Origin of the sequence: Streptococcus sp. LYSM12, from assembly GCF_004569635.1 — a bacterium.
In the GTDB taxonomy this organism is placed as follows: Bacteria; Bacillota; Bacilli; order Lactobacillales; family Streptococcaceae; genus Streptococcus.
In genome coordinates, this window is the sequence record NZ_SPOZ01000035.1 from 1 (window position 1) to 16003 (window position 16003).

Below are 16003 nucleotides of genomic sequence, written 5' to 3' on the forward strand. Positions count from 1 at the left end.
TATGCTTGACGGTGACTATAGGAAAGGCTGGCACATTGCCATCGTTGATAAGACTGAAGACAATCTTGTCAGACTGTACCGTACCATTGTCAAACTTGCGGTAAGTAGTGCTGTGCGCAACACCGTCTGGGATAAGGAGCTCAAACTCCCCTTTTTGAAACCACCTTGTCACATTGTCCATATCAACGGATCCGGCCACAAGACCCATATAGTACTTATCAGGTTCATCAGAAATAATAATTCTGACAGCCTCAGAGGTGTTGAATACCCCTGCTAGGGTATGTTTAGCCTGTTCAAGTGTCATGCCGTTTCTTTCTTGCATAGCAAACTTAACCTTAATGATTTTAGCTCCTGTTCTCACTTCCTGTAAATTCACTCCTAAAAGTGGAGCATCATTAGTTGCAATACTACGAACATTACCCACAGGGCGGATAATTTCAATAATTCGGATAACCTCTGAGAGGTCGAATCCGTTGATAGTAATAGTGTCATTATTCATCAGATAATCCCCCTCATCATGTTATCTATTTTGATTTTGTCGTTTTGATAATTAGTCATTGGTTGTCCAATCTTAGCAACCAAAGCGCCATCATCTAGCACCATGTTTACAGGGCGCTTGACGGCCTGTTCGGCCACTTCAAGAGCTCTTTCTACCATTTGTCCTGCTTTATCAGTCATCGTATCGATTTTTTCGCTGATTTGGTGCGAAATCGTGTTCTTAATGGTCACTTGATTAGCGAACGACTTATCCACACCAAGCGCAACCTCTGGCGTAAATTGAATAGCTGAAGCTTTCCTTAACTTCTCCATTGATTTCATCACAACATCAGAATCTGCTTCAATACCAACTGCAATACCTTGTGGAATAAAACGCCCAACCTCATCTCGCATTACACGAGACGGAGAATGGATTTCTAACGCTTCTTTAATCGTAGACTTTACCTGACTAGCGACTGACTGAGCCGCAGCAATCACTGAACCAGAACCTGCATAAATCCCACTTGCAAATCCAGACATTGCCATCATACCCAGATTGATGAAAGTAATCGGTAATGAGATAAACGGAATCTGTACTTGATTAGCTAACAGCCCCATTTGAACTACTACGCCAATACTTCCTGTTGTTATCCCCTTACTTAAACCTTGTGTGATAAAATCTCCAAATTCTGTAAAGACACGAGAAGGAGAGTTGATGCCCATATCTTCCTTGAAACGATTTCTAATCTCTTCGCTCAACTTTTGAGAGGAATCACTCGCAGTTTTTGCGCCCTCGTCAATACCTTTTGTTACTCCGTTTGGAATTTCTTTACCTAGCGAACCAAAGTCTGCATTTGCCAGTTCAGCTTGCAAGCCACTTGCTATGTTCGTCACCATGGACTTCACCTTCTCCGGCATTTCTACACCAGCGGAATCCATAACACTTCCCATAGCATTCTTAGCCGCCTCTGTATTGGCTCTAAAATTCTCTTGCAGACCTGCTAGTTCCTCAGCTGTTGCATCAACAAAAACTTGAGTTTGAGCTGCGCCCTCAGGTCCCATTTGGCGCAATTGTTCCAAAACACCTTGATCGACACCTCGTTCTGCTAAAATTGCAAGATTAGAAGACCACTGTTCGATTGCCGCTCGATTCGTTTCCAAGTTAGCATTGATTTGCTCGATTGATATAGCCGTTTTTTGTTCAATTGCATCAAACATACTGGTTGTTGTGTCATATAACTCCGAAAATTTGGAACGCATGTTATCAATCGCTGTACGTTGAGCTTCTGACATATTTTCATAAGCGACAACTTGACGGTCTGCTCCGTTTTCCGTCGCTGTGGCCATTGCTTCAGCAGCTGCCTGTTGGACGGCGGAGGTCTGCTCGTATTCCGTTTGTAATGCTGCTTGAGTAGATTGCAACTCAAGTTCTTGTTCATTGAGTTTCTTCAACTCTTCTCGTCGTTTAGCATCCGATACATCAGAGGCGGCATTCCATTCTGCACGCATTTTAGAAATCTCATTCAACTGCGCACCGATATCCGCACGTTGTTTCTCAATATCTAACAAGTTCTTCTGGCTAGTTTCCCACGTACTCTCGGCTTCCATGGCAGATATCCGATCTTCAATCTGTTGAGCGTTATGTGATAGTGAATCCGTATTCTTGTCATAAGCTAAATTCAAGCCTTCCACAGAATCGTTAAGAGCCTGAATCTTTTTCTGTAAGTTCTTCTTATCGCCAGCAGATTTGTTCTCCTTTTTTGAAAGCTCGACAATCTCTGCAGCAAGTTTCTTATGAGAATCTCGACTAGCTTCTACATCTTGTAAACTATCTCTTCTTGCTGCTGCGCTATCTTTAACGGATTTCTTTAAATTATCTGTACTCTCTGCTAGTTCCTCTTGTGCAGCCGTCAGACGTTTAGATTCTTCCGATTCTCTTGTGAGCCATTGCCACAAAGCAATCACCCCAACCGTAACCGCGACTATCCCCGCAACAACAAGCCCGAACGGATTTGCTAGCCATGCAGCATTCAATGCCTCGACTGCCGCTGCCCACAATCCAGTAGCAGCTGAAGCGGCAATTTGACCAGCCGTTATCAGACCTAATTGTCCTGTTAATAAGCCATACAGCACTGTACCTACTTTCAATACTCCTTGCTGATAGAGGAAAGCTGCCGCATTAGCTATCTGGCCGCTAGTAGATAAAGCAACTGCTGCATTCATAACTTGCACTGCGGTACTATAAGTCTTAATAATCGCAGTAACAGAAGCCACTGCCTTTTGAGCTAGAAAGGCTGCCGTCATTGCAGCTATTAGTGGAGTAAAAAAACTCAAAACGGATATACCGCCTTTGATCAAAGAGAAAAAAGCTTTAAACAACGGTGTTGAAGCTTTAATAGCATTGTTCAAGATTTTAAATGTTGTATTGATAATCCCTTTCAAGCTATCTAGATTTTCTGCGATAGTTTTACCTGTTGTAGCTTTTGCCCACTCGTCAAAACTCTTAATAATATTTGCTACGCCTTTTACAATTGCGTTTTTCAAGTTGTTAAATGACGTGCCGATTCCTTTGCTATTCTCTCTAGCTAATTCTGCAAAACCACCAACACCCTTATCGAGTTCAACTAATCTGTTTGAGAATTGATCAAAAGTAATGTTGCCACCTTTTAGGGCCTCATAGAAATCACGTTGAGCAGATTTGCCTGCAAAACCAAAAGATTCCGCAGTTTTTTGAAGAGCATACGGCATCGTTTCTTGCAAGGTCTTCCACGACTGCAAATCCACTGTACCCGCAGACAACATCTGGCTATATTGATCTAATCCACGGCTGGCATCTGCACTAGAAGCTCCGGAAGCCAAGAAAGCATTGTTCAAAGCTAATGTAACATCTGTAGACTTACGGATATTTCCTGTAATAGAGGTCAACCTTTGAGCTGTACCGACAACTTCGTCAAGGGTTGTCGGTAGTCCATCAATCCCATTAGCGAGCTTATCTGTTGAAGCAGCAACATCTTCTGCGCTATGCCCCATCGCTTTCATCACAACCGGGAATTTCTCAAGTGTATCAAAACGCTTAATTGCTCCATCTAGTGAGCTAGTAAGCAAATCAAGTCCTACTTGTGCGACTTTAAACGCAGCACCGCCAAGGGCGAAGTTTTTAAAAGAAAAAGACGACTTATCAAGGCTCTTGCCTAGCATTTCTGCTTTTTCTTGCATCGATAAAAAGCGACCAGTAGCATCACGCCAACGCCCCTTACTATCTTGAAAGGCACCAGAATACTTCTGACCAAGTTTGTCCAAATTATTAGATAAAACGTCAACTTTCTTCCCATCAACATCTACCGCTATTGTCACTTTTCCATCAGCCGCCATAGTCTTCCTCCTCTCTATATTCTTCTAAGCTGTATTTTGCTTTTAACTTACGCATATCTTGTCTATATTCGGGACTTTCACCTTTTTTAGGTTTCCATGAACGGATTTCAATAATCCGTTGCATGATTGTATTGTCCGGTAAAGCATTCAACAAAGCACCAAACTCAATCCAAGACAATCTATCCTGTTCTTGAAGCAAACTAATCCCATACGCCTGCAAAAAGCTAGCATAGATATATTCTGCATCTTTCTCAAAGTCAACTAACCGTACTAAATCGTCGCTCTTTTGAGCTTTCGGCATAGGGTTGCCATGCAAATCAAGCTGTTCTGGCTCGTCATCTGCTAAATCGATAAAATTTTCTTTGATATAAATCCACAAATCGACCACAAGCGGAAACTCCACCACACTCTCTCCTGTAATAATCTCTACGCAAACTATCGCTTTCTCAATGTCAGACAAGACATCATCACGAATACAATCAAAGACATCAAGAACTCGATTAAATGCTAAGTTCAAAGAGTATGTATGCCCCTCGAATTCAAATTCAGTTTCTAAAGGATCGTTCAATTTCATATTGACACCCTATTTCTTTTTGCAAATCCCTTTTTTGGTGTACTTGGCAATACGGTCTTTCACGACTGCCTCACGTTCGATTTGCAACTCTTTTAGTTTTTCTTCAATTAAGGCGCAAACCTGCTCAAATGTATTCTCAAGAGCTTGGTAATCTGGAAATTCTTCATACAGCTTCGCAAAAGTGCTGTCACCGAATAACAAATCATACTGAATTTTAAGTAATTTCTTCTCAAGCTCCACTGCTCCCAAGACAGTATCTTTCGTAATTGAATTTTCCTCAATATCCTTTCCAATATTAGATTGAACAACTTCTTTCTGAAACTCCGTCAATTTCCGTTCCGATTCAGCTTCCATGTCGAAAAATTCAGCCAATCGCTCGTTTGATGTGTCAAACCATAATTCAACACCGCCAATCGTAACTGGAAAGCCCGTACGCTTCACATCAATATTCAAACTTTCTGCCATTTACTTCTCCTTATGAAAATAAAAAGAGGGAATTCCCCCTCTTAAGCGTTAGCTGGTACAGATTCTTTTGGAATAGAATTGTACGAAATCTTGCAAGAGAACGCTTCATAATCAGAAGCTGCTCCAGACCCAGCAACAATTTCAGATACAGTTGCAAGACCAATCCATTGTTTCTTACCGTCAGACGACACGACCTTATGCCACACCAAACGCTCATTGCCTAGCTTATATTTCAAACTCGCAATATACGCCTGCGCTCTGTCCTCTGGGTCATAAGTCCCCTCAACACTATAGGCGCCTTTGACAGCTGTTACAGTTGTTTCTGCCGTCCCGTCACCGTCGTAGTACGCTTCTTCGGCGGTTGTCTCGTCTGTATCGTCTGAAATGTCTGAAATCCACTTTGCAATTTCCAACCAAGCATCGGTTCCAGGTTCTGTACCTCCTGCTGTAAACGGTGCGATAAAATGTCCACGAATCGCATTTTTTTGTCTCATTTTTTATTCTCCTTTTGGTATTGTGTAATATTTGCTTTTGCATTTAACAAAAAGACCAGCCAACCATGTTCGTGAATTGCGTTCACAAACGGTCTGCTGACCACTTCTATATCTTCAAATGTAAAACTATCATCTGAACTCACTAACTCCGTCAGCGACTCCAAATAGTTCGATATGCTCCACAAAGTAGCTTCTGCCATTTGTCCATCTTGTGATTTGATAGCTATTTCAAGATTTAGGGTCAATTCTTTAGTACCGTCATAATATTCTCGTTTGACAGCACTGTTCGGCAAAGTATAGACAACCAAGCTCTCGCTATCGTCTAAATATCCAACTTTCATCTTAATCTGCAAATCGTGAATCTGATTGATACTGTCTTTCAAGCGCTGTAAAAAATCCATTATAAACCAGCTCCTTTCACAAATTTATCTTTCCAGTCAGTCATGTGGATAGCTTTTGCCTTTTCGTCCCAACGCTTACCAGTCCCAGGGGTTGAGTAATGTTGAAAAGTTACAATCCCATTAGTGCCATAGAACTGTGCCCTAGCATATACCGTATTCCACTCGACGGCATTACCATTTTCGATAACGTGCCCAGAAGCACGTAAGGCCCCACTCTCGTTTGCCATAGGAACGAAATTGGTCATGTCCATCAGCATTTGATTCGCCATGGCTAACTTCCCACGGCGAATGCTCTGGTTGCTTAATTTTGATTTGATATTACTCATATCAACCTTGATACGAATTGACATCAAATCACCTCCAATTCTACCGAATATAGCACGTCTTTGAACGGTTCCTTATTCTGAATCACATTTACAATAACATGCTCTTTCCCATCAAAACGAAGTATTGATTGTTCTCTAAAATTCGGCAATGGAACGGTCAACCCTTGATAACACAGTACAACCGCTTTGTACTGAATCTCCTTGTTCTTTCCGTTCCAAGAATATTTTGATGAACGGTCAATTCGGACATGCTCAATAGTAACTCCACCGGCATATTCTCTTTTGTTATAGTCACCTTCACCGATATATTCTAAATAGACAATCGTTTCGTTCAACATCTCCATAGGCGGTTTTGGTAATCTCATCTCAAATCCCCCTGTAAAGTAAGCCAGTTCCTGCTAAACACCCGTAGACATCTTGTGCTACTAAGGGGATAATCCTGGAATTACCGGTGCCTGTTTTTCCGGATTTTGAAATAGAAGTGCGACCTATGCTGATGTGTTCTGGTTCACGATTCAATCCTTCAAAAGTATCGGCTTCCATATCAGAAAAGTAAAGCAGTTGCATACAGATAGCTTTTTTAAATTGCTCTACTCTAAACTCTACAGGGTCATCTTGTAGCTTATGTTGTCGATAGTAACGATTTGTCAACTGATCAATAACTTCTTCAGCTTTGGAAATAAACCGGTTATAATTCTTAATGGTAATTCTATCAGAACCGAGGATGCTGACAACTTCTTTAAACGTTAAAAAAACCACGACTATCCTCCTGTCTAGTTACTTCACTCAGAGTTTTTGAGGGCTTTAACAAGCTCTACTTCTTCTCCAAAATAGAGCTTCCCCATCGTATTAATTTCATCGGCACGTTTCTTTGTGAGTTCTACAACATCTCCGGTTTCGTAGAGAGTGTTTGTATCTTTATCCGTATAGGATTTTTTTACTGTATATTTAGGCATCTATTTGCTCCTTTCTTACACGGAAGGAGCAAACGTGATTTTAACTGCTTTTTCAGCTTTATAAAGATATACGCCGTAGTGTTTATTCGCAATAATAGCGTTAATCAACCGCTTTTTATCACGATCCGTTTCTACCATCGTTTCACGCTTCAACATGATTTTAAGAGCACCAGAACGAACTAGGAACCCTGTTCCTTTCGGGCATTTACGAGACCGTATAATCTGCACTCCTAAAATTTCGCCATATACTCCAGAAACAATACGATTAGCGCCGACTTCTGTTGCAGATAGCCATGTCTTGCCAGCGTCAAGTCGCAAGGCAGAAGCATCTGCTGGATTCACGACCAGAACTGTCGGCGTGTCGTCTTCGTCATTAAAGATGTCAAGAGCCTTGGACAGACCATCAACTGTGATACTCGCAGTAACTGTCTGAGTAGAACCTTGGAGGGCTGTCAAAACATCTGCATCCACTTTGTGATCAATAGCCTGAACAATCTGCTTAGCTGCTTGACCAACTGGATCACCATAACCTGAAAGAATCGCTTCATCTGTAATTTCTACAGATTTACCGATTTTCTTGATAGTCATTGTGGTTTTTGTGAAACCAAGTTGAGTAACGGGGATTGCTTCTCCTTCGGCAACCTCTTCAGCATCGCCGATATAGTCCCATTTAGGTACTGTCAAAGTCGTACCCGGCTGCCCCTGCAAGGTTGTGTCTACTTCTGCAAGGGGTGCAAATCGGATAGCTTTCCCGATTTCTGCATCAATCATATCCGCTAGAACCTCAGGATCTAGCATTTGTTCCATTTTTGTTAATCCTGTTGCCATATTAGTTTCCTTTCAATTGTTCGTATAATTTAGGATTTGTTTGTTTGAGTTCAAGACGTTCTACATATGTCATTTGTTCGAATTGCTCTTTTGACATATCTATTTTTGTGCTTGCACTCGGATTATCTACCACCGTAAAGGTAGGTTTCTTCTCGGTGACATTTGAAACATTTGCAAACTGCGGATATTTACCAACAATTTGCTTAATCGCTTCATCAATCGTCGTATCTTCGTTGACCAAACGTTCCGACAAAGCAATCACATCATCAATAGAGTCAGCGTTCACACCTTGAGTTAAAGCTGATACTTTAGCTTCAAGTCGCTTATTTGCATCAAGTGCTTCGGTCAACTCTTTGTCCTTCGAAGCGATTAGCTCTACCTGCTTATCTGCCTCCGATTTTTGCGATTCTTGCCACTCTTCATAGGCTTTCAAAGCTTCTTTAGCGGATTCCACATCGGCAAAGCCTAGGTCTTTAATTGCTTTTGCATACCCGCTCCTATGCTCCTTTTTACCTACACGAGTAACATCTTCTTGACTGAAAGTCTTTTCAGCCACTTCTTCCACGTTTTCAGTAGCGTGGTCTACTGTTTGTTCTTCTGCCATTCGGCTATCCTCCAATATTCAGCGATTGGTCGCTCCTATTTCCGTTCTTTAACGTCTACGGATAAAGACAAAATAAAAAACGCATGGAGATCCACACGATTATTTACGGTTAAAAAATGATTTCTTCTTAGGCTTTTTCAGCTTGTCATGCAAAATCTTCAGTTCGCTATTCGTAGCTAGTGCATTGCGTTCAACAGTAGAGCGTAGTTCAAAGATTTCATCTGCTTGTTTGGTATTTTCGTCTATTAAATTTTTAATTATGCCTAATACAATATCAACAGCTTCTTTTGTTCCTTGCACTTGGCTAACTAATTCTCGTTTTTTCTTGATACGTTTGTTCATTGTGTACCTCCCGTTTTTTTGGGTATAAGAAAAGCACCTAGATTGAACTAAGTGCTATACTTTGGTTTTCTCATTAAAAAATATTTTTTTGTAAGTCGTCGCCTCTCTAACTCTGACTCAAAAGCCTTGGCTTCCTCTAACGAAAGTAGGTCAACAGTGATACTTGTTTTCAATAATTGCTCATCTGTAAACTCTGAGAAATCTACGGTCTCTGTATTCAAACCTAAAGAATTAACATAAGCCAGTGCTTCTGATAGCTCCATAATATCACTCCTCTCTCAAATTCATTTCTAGGATAATGCCTGCTTTGCTTTCCTTCACACTAATTATATCATATTTTGCGTTTCTCGGTATAATAATCTCACTCTCTGCATCATTATCTGTAAAGTATATCCTACTTCCTTTTGGAATGTTGATAATGGTTTTAATGCCTCTATTTTTGAAGAAGTTATATTTTGGAATATAACTAGTTGATGTGTAACCAGCATTGCTAAAGGTTGCCTTTCCAGAGTTTAACATGTCAGCTACGCTGTCATACTTTTTCAATAAATCAGCATTGCTTGTGATGATAGCCTTGTAGTAGTCTCTATTATCGAACCTACTAACCTTGATGTTTTTTAGTGCTCTATTTTTAGCTATAACTCCATCAAGAGTTGACACTACCTTGCTTTCTTCTCTACTAAGTAGAATATTTCCATTACTTCTCAAAGCGTTATTAATATCAAAGCTGGCATTGGTTGCTATATAACCCATACTATTGAAATCGGAGGCATAAATAATTCTACGCTCAGGATTTGTGATTTTACCGCCAATTCTTTTGAAATCAGCAATCTCGTTATCTTTGATGTAGTGATATTCGGAGATTTTCTTTCTCAGTTTCAATTCCTGCTTTGCATAACTGTCAGGATTATAATAGTACCGCTCACGTTTGACATGTCGAGCTAAAAACGGATATTCGTTGATGTAAGCCCGGTAAGTCGCATTTAGATTTACACCCTTCAAACGGTACTTCTGAATTAGCTCCTTATCACCAATCGCTTTGGCTACATGCAATCTCTCTTTGTTCTTGCGAATCTCTCGCTCAAAGGCGCGTTGCTGAGCCTGCACCCTAGCGTTCCCTTCGGCTTGTTCAGATGTAACATTCTTCAAGTAATCAGGCAAGTCAGGTTTGCGGTTAACACCCACGATAAAAGGCGTTAAATAATGCCCACAATTTATCCCTAGACAGCCTCCAGCCGTCCCGTAGCCATAATCACCCAAAGACAAGATTAAAACGCCGTCCTGTTCACGAGAAGACCCTTTGGTGACGATTTGATGTTGTAAGGGAGAACACATTGCACGAGCACTAACTTTTTTCGAATAGTAAAACGTATCAACTCCCAATTCCTCAGCAGGTCTTTCTCGCATATCCCTATAAACTCTGAACGTCGTGGTCTTGATAATAGTACGAGCATAAGTTTCTGCACGCCACTTCCTACCTGCTTTATCTGTAAAGCCGTAGAACCCCCTATCAAACCATTTCATAAGTGTTTCAGATAATGCTTTATCTGCTGACTTGGCACCAATCACCACGCCTGCAACTGTCTGCTCAATAACAGACTTATACACATCTTGCACACTTTTAGTTAAAGTCGTGTTAATCAAATTCCCAAGTTCTTGAACAGTTTGATTCGCATAGGCTTTCAACGCTGCCTGTGTCCCGTAGCGATTAGGAGTGCTAGGAACGCCCAAATCATGCGTTAATTGCTCATGAACGTCTTGATAGACCTTGTACCCCTCATTCTCGATAACGTCCCGTAAAACGGATTCTGCGACCTCTGAACGCTTAGCAATCAATTTGACATTCTCTTCCGTCAACATGTACATGTCATTCAGCTTCTCCAATTGCCAAATATACGGCTCTCGGATAAGGTCTGCTGTCCCCCGCTTCTTCAATCGACGGATAATATTCTCGAATAGTTCAATCGATAACTGACTGTAAATATCAGCAACCTGCTGCATTTCAAGCTCGAACTGTTCGTCTCCTTGCTCAAACGATAGCCTATTCATCGTACAAATCTCTATCTACTTCGCTAAGATTTGGTTTTTCTTGATTAATTTGAGCCGCGATTGTTTGCAACTCGTTATCAGAAAGACCCAAAACTTTTTTCATTGCGTATTCTCGGCTAACAATTCCGCTTGCTAGAGCCTTGGTCCAGTAGTCAAGCTCGGCATTTCGGTCTGTGAAAATACCATCGTCAAGATTAACCTCAATGTCTTTTAACACGGGTATATCGCCGTTGTACAGCTCTGCACCTCTCGCAAGCTCACAAATAGATACGACTAACTCTTTAATGGACTGCTGCACTAGGCTAACGATGCTATTTCTCAGCTGATAAGTATCCGAATTTTCGGAGACAATCTCAGTAGCAGTTTTCATGCTCTTACCATCAAAAGTAAACATCCCAGTTGAAACACCGACTTGCATTTCTAGCAGATTCAGACCCTCGTTGATGGCTTTGATATAGTCATCTGCACGAATTGGAGTGGTAAGGTCTGTAATACCGATTCCTCTTTCTTCATTCCCTAACATCTGATAGACGTTCTGCTCTGCTTCAAATCGTTGGACAAAGCGAATATCCCCATCCTCTGTCTGAACGTTCATTTTCACCATGCTATCAGGCACTGCAACCCTACGCTGACCCATTTTGACCTCCCACATGAACTCATCATATGTGGTATTCAAGAAATCGATGGTAGTTTTTGCATTGTCAAAAACTGATAACCCCAGAGGACTATCAATATCTTTATTATTCATGCCTGGAGTTTTTAAATAGGTGAAGAGCGGTCTACTTACATCTGTAATGCGCACTTTTTCTTCTAAATCTTCGTATAGCTCCGACAAAGGGACGCGCTCACCAACAATGGAAGGATTCTTAGAACGATAAAGCTCATTTGAAACATAGTAGTCGCTACCATCCCACTCGTGGAATTCTATCAAAGTATAATAAATATTAGACTCCCCTGCGCTCCTTGTGGTTTTTGTGACGATAGCAGCACTTGATACATCCTGAGTATTAGACTGTAGAGGTAAAAAGACCGGTGCTTGAACAAATGCAACACGGACCCTATTCCCTGCTATATAAGGTCTCATTGCAAGCCCACCCAAAGCCAATCCACTTTCAAGATAACGTTCAAAATTTTTGTTAAATCGGTCATTCAGTAAAACTTCTTGGATAAAGTTGTTTGCCTCGGTGTTGTTAACAGTAATTTCGGCCTGTTCGTTATAAACCAAACTGGCTAACTTCTTAGAAACGGTCCTTGCTATTGGTAGATGTTGAGCGGGGCGTGTTTTTTTCTCCCCTGCTGTATTGTGATAAATGATATCATCCCATTTACTCTCGTAGTAGGTTAAATTGCTTTGAATACGTGCATACTCTTCATGACTGATAGCAATTTTCGGATGGTCGACTAAACTGACCAGTGTGCCTGTTGTTGCCATGTATTTACTCCTCAAAAAAATGTTTTTTATAGTTTGTACAATTCCCATTGATCAACCTCTAAATAAAATTGACATACCGTGTAACAAAGACATTCACACTATAACGGAACTCGTCCATTGCGTGATTGTCTTTATCGATTGGCTTACCGTTATCATCACGACTGTACAATCCTATTTCTTTCAAAAAATAATAATGGTCGTATTCCTCTTCGTTATGATTAACAAGAGTAAACCGTTCGTCAGATATGATGTTCTGTCCACGTTCAATACCAACTTCAATACCTTTTGACTTACTGGACACATCGTGTGAATTATTCATCGCCGGGCGGGTCATAATACCGATTTTGTGCAGTTCTTCTCTCAAAGACTTACATGCCGGATCAATCCACACATCTGTGTAACGCATTTGATATTTGGCAACGCACCATTGAATGAATGCTTTTAGTTCTACAGCATACGTTGACATAGCCTTTACTTGTCCTGTATCGGCACCGCTGTGGTAATAATGAGCTGCACGATTCAGTTGAAATCTAACTCTTTCATCTTCTCGAATCCTAGTCACGATGTTGCAAGACATAGAAGTTGCATCAGACTGGCCACCATCTCCACAGAAATACATTTCTACCGGATCGCCTATTAGGGTATCTTTGATATTTTTGTCCATATCGAACAAACCATAGATTACACCTTGAGGCATAACACGCTGGCCAAGTACATCTCGTTTATAAAGGTATGGGTTCTTACGCAACCCGTTAATAATAGACTGTTTACGCTCTTTGGATAAAATTGGATTGTCGTCCATGGTCCAATGAGTCCAGCGAGTGTTTTGGACATCAAAGACATCTTTGATGACAGGGTGCTGAGGTGCTGGCGGATTTAAATCAGCTAAATGGTAGCGCAGTTTAGCCGCCCACGTACGCCTAAAACACTCCTGTATAAAATCCATATGAAGCAGGTTAATCTCACAAAAGACAACAGAACCAAGGGACATACCAGTAATGGCTCCAACAGAATTGACCTTGCCACCACCTTTATAATAAACGCGCTTTTGCCCCTTTGGAGTATCAATCAGCAAATGGTCCCCGCGGTCATCATGTTTTATCCAACAATTCCCGTTGAAGATGTGCATAAGACCAGTTCCGTCGCCATCGATAAAAAGTCTGTATGCTTGTTCTTGATTGTATGCGGCGATTAAATGATTCTCATCTTCACTCTGAATTAAATATCTAGCATATCGAAAGTGACCTGCTGTTGTTTTTCCGCTTCGAGGCGTACCCTCATTGACTTCTAACTCATAATTAAAAGGACGTCTGATGATGTCCTTTTGTTTTGCGGATAATTTTTTAATCCTGACCATCGATTATCTCCAACAGCTTCTCCATCAAGTGCGTATCCGATTGAACACCTTTGATAGTTTCGATTTTAAGACGCAATAACTCATTCTCCTGCTTGATTTTTTCAAGTTGTTCTTGAATAGGGTAGCGTTTCAATACCTCTCCAGCAGCTTTTATAACCTCTGCTATACTAGGCTTTTTGTGTATAGTAACATACTCACCCGTTGCAGGATTGAGAGTAACAACCTCTTCCGTCAACTCTTGCCTAAGTATAGAAGTTAGAACCTGCAAAACCTCGATTGCAGTAGCTATTTTACTACTTTCGAGTTGTTTTGTTCGTTCGGTTACATAAGTTTTGATATTAGGTTTTATTAGGTTTTCTGCTCCAATTACAGCGGCTGATTTTTTCGCATATCCCGCTTTAATCGCCGCATCTGTCGCATTTCCGCTGATGATGTACTCATCTGCGAAGCGTTTCTGTTTTAACGTCAGTTTCGTCAATTTTCCACCACCTCCAATCAAAAAAGCCACACGGGCGTGTGACTAAATGCGTTCTATAGCTTTTCTAAAATTCTAACTCCTACTATTTTCTCGCTCAATGGACTGGTCGGATCAAAAACTATCTTTTTGCAACAAATATAACTAACTTTATGCAACACCCCTGATTGCAAAAATTCTGGGTATCGTAAATCTTTTGCGACTTCAAAGTTATATTCGTCCTCATCGAACGATTGGTTATCTGATATTTTTATTTTACCTGTATAACTATGAGAGTTTAACACTGTTATTTCACCAACTATCTCAAACGTCTCCTCCGTCAGATAGGACCGTTTTTCAAATAATTTCGCATTATTAGAATCTAATGTCAGCTCTCCCATGTCAGAAGCAAAATTAACAGTCTCCACCTTGGGATTGATAACTTTAGCTAACTCTGTAAAGTTCGGCGCTAACTGCTTTCCTAATTCTGGCACATAATTTGGATATTCATAATAATTGACCGTCACATCATTGCCATTATTTACAAAAACGACTGCCTTATCTCCATTATTTTCAATATGCACACTTTTTCCCTCCCTCTTAGCTGCGGAAACTCGTTTTAAAAAATCGAAAGAGTTCAAAATACATTCCCAAATCAAATCCCCATGCTCCCCAACCATAGGAACCAACGGTAATATGTAAGTTTGGCAAAAAAGAATAATATCTGCTTTAAAAGATCCAGCTCTAATATCTGTTATATAGATTCTAAAATCTTCAGAATTCTCTGTCGTCATTCTATTCTGATTCGTTAAAAATAAGTATGTTTTCTGTGATAACTTCTCAAAATTTTGCAACGATTTTATAAGATATTTTAACTCATAACCCTTTTCATCATCCATGGATGTACCGGAAATATGCAAAGTAACCCTTTTTTCAGCTTCTAAACTCATATTTAATCTCTCCATACATTTTATCAATTTAATAATACTACTAAAAAAGCCTTTACACAATAGTGTGTCCGGCTTTTTTGATAAAAATATGGAATTTTTGCATAAAATGCAACAGGAACAGTAGGACTCGAACCTGCGACCGTACGATTAGAAATCGTATGCTCTTTCCAACTGAGCTATGTTCCCGAATAGCCAGGGCGTCGTACGCTTCCTGACCCAATCTTTCGACACTACCATTTTATCATCAAAAATGGTCTAGAAACTCCACTGTTATTCCGCTATTTTTCCGCTTAGAGCAACTAAACTTCCGTTTCTATAGAGTTCCGCAAAAGCTAACAAAGCATTGTTTACAATTTCATGATAGCGTGTTTTCTCGTACCCCAACTCTTCCTCTAGTTCTAAGTTGGATTTTGGGTGTTTGACCAAGTACAGTTCATAAAGTATTTTCCGTTGGTACAGATTAAATAAATGACCCACAGCGTACTCAATAGCTTCTAATTCAGCTATTGCATCCACCCGATTGATAGCCAGTTTCTCCACTTGACGACTTGGAGAGCCATGCGATTGTCTTGGTTCAAAGGAGTAGGTAGCAGTGACTTTTTGACCATTGACATCGCCTGCGATTCGTCTCCAACGTGGATATTCTCTTAGTTTTCTCTTAGCATTTCTAATTGTCTGTTTTTCGTCGATTTCTGGAAAAAAAGTCATCTGCTCATACCTTTCTGTGATATAATGTAGTTAGGTATAACCACGGTCAGTACGAGCAGTGCTGGCTTTTTTGTTAGCTATTTTCCAGTGTCTGTAATCACATCACCAGAGGTCTGCACTTCAACCCAGCCGTGCTTCATACGAGCTTCCGCTTCTTTCATACGGATTAAGTTATCCGTAATTGATTCAGATAGTTTCTTATTTGCATCAGCTT

The 16003-nt window shown here is 40.6% G+C and carries 20 protein-coding genes, 1 tRNA gene and 1 pseudogene; all 22 read right to left on the reverse strand.

Annotated elements, in window-relative coordinates:
* Positions 1-499, reverse strand: a 499-nt coding sequence (locus E4T79_RS09740; RefSeq protein ID WP_194183822.1) for a distal tail protein Dit, incomplete at its 3' end; no start/stop codon positions are given.
* The gene (locus E4T79_RS09745) at positions 499-3693 is read right to left on the reverse strand and encodes a tape measure protein (protein ID WP_306299867.1); all 3195 of its coding nucleotides are present in this window, start codon (positions 3691-3693) and stop codon (positions 499-501) included. The genes E4T79_RS09740 and E4T79_RS09745, both read right to left, overlap by 1 nt.
* A gap of 145 nt (positions 3694-3838) precedes the next feature.
* Complete coding sequence (locus E4T79_RS09750) at positions 3839-4423, reverse strand: Gp15 family bacteriophage protein (RefSeq protein WP_135029840.1); 585 nt, start codon at positions 4421-4423, stop codon at positions 3839-3841.
* A 9-nt stretch (positions 4424-4432) separates the two neighbouring features.
* Positions 4433-4888 (reverse strand): hypothetical protein, encoded by a 456-nt coding sequence (locus E4T79_RS09755; RefSeq protein WP_135029842.1) that lies wholly within the window; start codon positions 4886-4888, stop codon positions 4433-4435.
* A 41-nt stretch (positions 4889-4929) separates the two neighbouring features.
* The gene (locus E4T79_RS09760; RefSeq protein ID WP_135029844.1) at positions 4930-5382 is read right to left on the reverse strand and encodes a phage tail protein; all 453 of its coding nucleotides are present in this window, start codon (positions 5380-5382) and stop codon (positions 4930-4932) included.
* Positions 5379-5783, reverse strand: a complete 405-nt coding sequence (locus E4T79_RS09765) for a minor capsid protein (RefSeq protein WP_135029846.1) — start codon at positions 5781-5783, stop codon at positions 5379-5381. Before E4T79_RS09765 ends, E4T79_RS09760 begins: the two co-directional genes overlap by 4 nt.
* Entirely contained in the window at positions 5783-6133 is a 351-nt protein-coding gene (locus tag E4T79_RS09770) for a minor capsid protein (protein WP_135029849.1), read from the reverse strand. Before E4T79_RS09770 ends, E4T79_RS09765 begins: the two co-directional genes overlap by 1 nt.
* Entirely contained in the window at positions 6133-6474 is a 342-nt protein-coding gene (locus E4T79_RS09775; protein ID WP_135029851.1) for a putative minor capsid protein, read from the reverse strand. Before E4T79_RS09775 ends, E4T79_RS09770 begins: the two co-directional genes overlap by 1 nt.
* A gap of 1 nt (position 6475) precedes the next feature.
* Positions 6476-6868 carry a hypothetical protein gene (locus E4T79_RS09780; protein ID WP_135029853.1) on the reverse strand — a complete coding sequence of 131 codons (393 nt, stop codon included), beginning with the start codon at positions 6866-6868 and terminating at the stop codon, positions 6476-6478.
* Positions 6869-6891: 23 nt separating this feature from the next.
* A complete protein-coding gene (locus E4T79_RS11145; RefSeq protein ID WP_167752676.1) occupies positions 6892-7065 on the reverse strand; it encodes a hypothetical protein in 174 nt (57 codons plus the stop codon).
* A gap of 15 nt (positions 7066-7080) precedes the next feature.
* Positions 7081-7893, reverse strand: coding sequence for a N4-gp56 family major capsid protein (locus E4T79_RS09785; RefSeq protein WP_135029855.1), 813 nt, complete (start codon positions 7891-7893; stop codon positions 7081-7083).
* Between the two features lies 1 nt (position 7894).
* A complete protein-coding gene (locus E4T79_RS09790; protein WP_135029857.1) occupies positions 7895-8497 on the reverse strand; it encodes a hypothetical protein in 603 nt (200 codons plus the stop codon).
* A gap of 99 nt (positions 8498-8596) precedes the next feature.
* Positions 8597-8839 carry a hypothetical protein gene (locus E4T79_RS09795; protein WP_135029859.1) on the reverse strand — a complete coding sequence of 81 codons (243 nt, stop codon included), beginning with the start codon at positions 8837-8839 and terminating at the stop codon, positions 8597-8599.
* Positions 8840-8886: 47 nt separating this feature from the next.
* Positions 8887-9102, reverse strand: a complete 216-nt coding sequence (locus E4T79_RS09800) for a hypothetical protein (protein ID WP_135029861.1) — start codon at positions 9100-9102, stop codon at positions 8887-8889.
* A 4-nt stretch (positions 9103-9106) separates the two neighbouring features.
* Positions 9107-9592 carry an ADP-ribosyltransferase gene (locus tag E4T79_RS11360; RefSeq protein WP_228063844.1) on the reverse strand — a complete coding sequence of 162 codons (486 nt, stop codon included), beginning with the start codon at positions 9590-9592 and terminating at the stop codon, positions 9107-9109.
* Positions 9593-9751: 159 nt separating this feature from the next.
* Positions 9752-10888: pseudogene (locus E4T79_RS11365) on the reverse strand (phage minor capsid protein); the annotation flags it as partial.
* The gene (locus E4T79_RS09810; protein ID WP_135029865.1) at positions 10881-12368 is read right to left on the reverse strand and encodes a phage portal protein; all 1488 of its coding nucleotides are present in this window, start codon (positions 12366-12368) and stop codon (positions 10881-10883) included. The pseudogene E4T79_RS11365 and the gene E4T79_RS09810, both read right to left, overlap by 8 nt.
* A gap of 10 nt (positions 12369-12378) precedes the next feature.
* Positions 12379-13677 carry a PBSX family phage terminase large subunit gene (locus tag E4T79_RS09815; RefSeq protein ID WP_135029867.1) on the reverse strand — a complete coding sequence of 433 codons (1299 nt, stop codon included), beginning with the start codon at positions 13675-13677 and terminating at the stop codon, positions 12379-12381.
* The gene (locus tag E4T79_RS09820; RefSeq protein WP_135029873.1) at positions 13664-14176 is read right to left on the reverse strand and encodes a terminase small subunit; all 513 of its coding nucleotides are present in this window, start codon (positions 14174-14176) and stop codon (positions 13664-13666) included. Before E4T79_RS09820 ends, E4T79_RS09815 begins: the two co-directional genes overlap by 14 nt.
* Positions 14177-14208: 32 nt before the next feature.
* Complete coding sequence (locus E4T79_RS09825; protein WP_135029869.1) at positions 14209-15081, reverse strand: hypothetical protein; 873 nt, start codon at positions 15079-15081, stop codon at positions 14209-14211.
* Between the two features lie 112 nt (positions 15082-15193).
* Positions 15194-15267, reverse strand: a tRNA-Arg gene (locus tag E4T79_RS09830).
* 84 nt (positions 15268-15351) lie between these two features.
* A complete protein-coding gene (locus tag E4T79_RS09835; protein WP_135029871.1) occupies positions 15352-15789 on the reverse strand; it encodes an ArpU family phage packaging/lysis transcriptional regulator in 438 nt (145 codons plus the stop codon).
* Positions 15790-16003: the final 214 nt, after the last annotated feature.

What these genes read in the sequence shown, in the direction of transcription:
- E4T79_RS09745 (WP_306299867.1), bottom strand. Translation starts at nt 3,693, where the DNA reads ATGCAAGAAAAAGCAGAAATGCTAGGCAAGAGCCTTGATAAGTCGTCT.
- E4T79_RS09750 (WP_135029840.1), bottom strand. Translation starts at nt 4,423, where the DNA reads ATGAAATTGAACGATCCTTTAGAAACTGAATTTGAATTCGAGGGGCAT.
- E4T79_RS09755 (WP_135029842.1), bottom strand. Translation starts at nt 4,888, where the DNA reads ATGGCAGAAAGTTTGAATATTGATGTGAAGCGTACGGGCTTTCCAGTT.
- E4T79_RS09760 (WP_135029844.1), bottom strand. Translation starts at nt 5,382, where the DNA reads ATGAGACAAAAAAATGCGATTCGTGGACATTTTATCGCACCGTTTACA.
- E4T79_RS09765 (WP_135029846.1), bottom strand. Translation starts at nt 5,783, where the DNA reads ATGGATTTTTTACAGCGCTTGAAAGACAGTATCAATCAGATTCACGAT.
- E4T79_RS09770 (WP_135029849.1), bottom strand. Translation starts at nt 6,133, where the DNA reads ATGTCAATTCGTATCAAGGTTGATATGAGTAATATCAAATCAAAATTA.
- E4T79_RS09775 (WP_135029851.1), bottom strand. Translation starts at nt 6,474, where the DNA reads ATGAGATTACCAAAACCGCCTATGGAGATGTTGAACGAAACGATTGTC.
- E4T79_RS11145 (WP_167752676.1), bottom strand. Translation starts at nt 7,065, where the DNA reads ATGCCTAAATATACAGTAAAAAAATCCTATACGGATAAAGATACAAAC.
- E4T79_RS09785 (WP_135029855.1), bottom strand. Translation starts at nt 7,893, where the DNA reads ATGGCAACAGGATTAACAAAAATGGAACAAATGCTAGATCCTGAGGTT.
- E4T79_RS09790 (WP_135029857.1), bottom strand. Translation starts at nt 8,497, where the DNA reads ATGGCAGAAGAACAAACAGTAGACCACGCTACTGAAAACGTGGAAGAA.
- E4T79_RS09795 (WP_135029859.1), bottom strand. Translation starts at nt 8,839, where the DNA reads ATGAACAAACGTATCAAGAAAAAACGAGAATTAGTTAGCCAAGTGCAA.
- E4T79_RS09800 (WP_135029861.1), bottom strand. Translation starts at nt 9,102, where the DNA reads ATGGAGCTATCAGAAGCACTGGCTTATGTTAATTCTTTAGGTTTGAAT.
- E4T79_RS11360 (WP_228063844.1), bottom strand. Translation starts at nt 9,592, where the DNA reads ATGGGTTATATAGCAACCAATGCCAGCTTTGATATTAATAACGCTTTG.
- E4T79_RS09810 (WP_135029865.1), bottom strand. Translation starts at nt 12,368, where the DNA reads ATGGGAATTGTACAAACTATAAAAAACATTTTTTTGAGGAGTAAATAC.
- E4T79_RS09815 (WP_135029867.1), bottom strand. Translation starts at nt 13,677, where the DNA reads ATGGTCAGGATTAAAAAATTATCCGCAAAACAAAAGGACATCATCAGA.
- E4T79_RS09825 (WP_135029869.1), bottom strand. Translation starts at nt 15,081, where the DNA reads ATGAGTTTAGAAGCTGAAAAAAGGGTTACTTTGCATATTTCCGGTACA.
- E4T79_RS09835 (WP_135029871.1), bottom strand. Translation starts at nt 15,789, where the DNA reads ATGACTTTTTTTCCAGAAATCGACGAAAAACAGACAATTAGAAATGCT.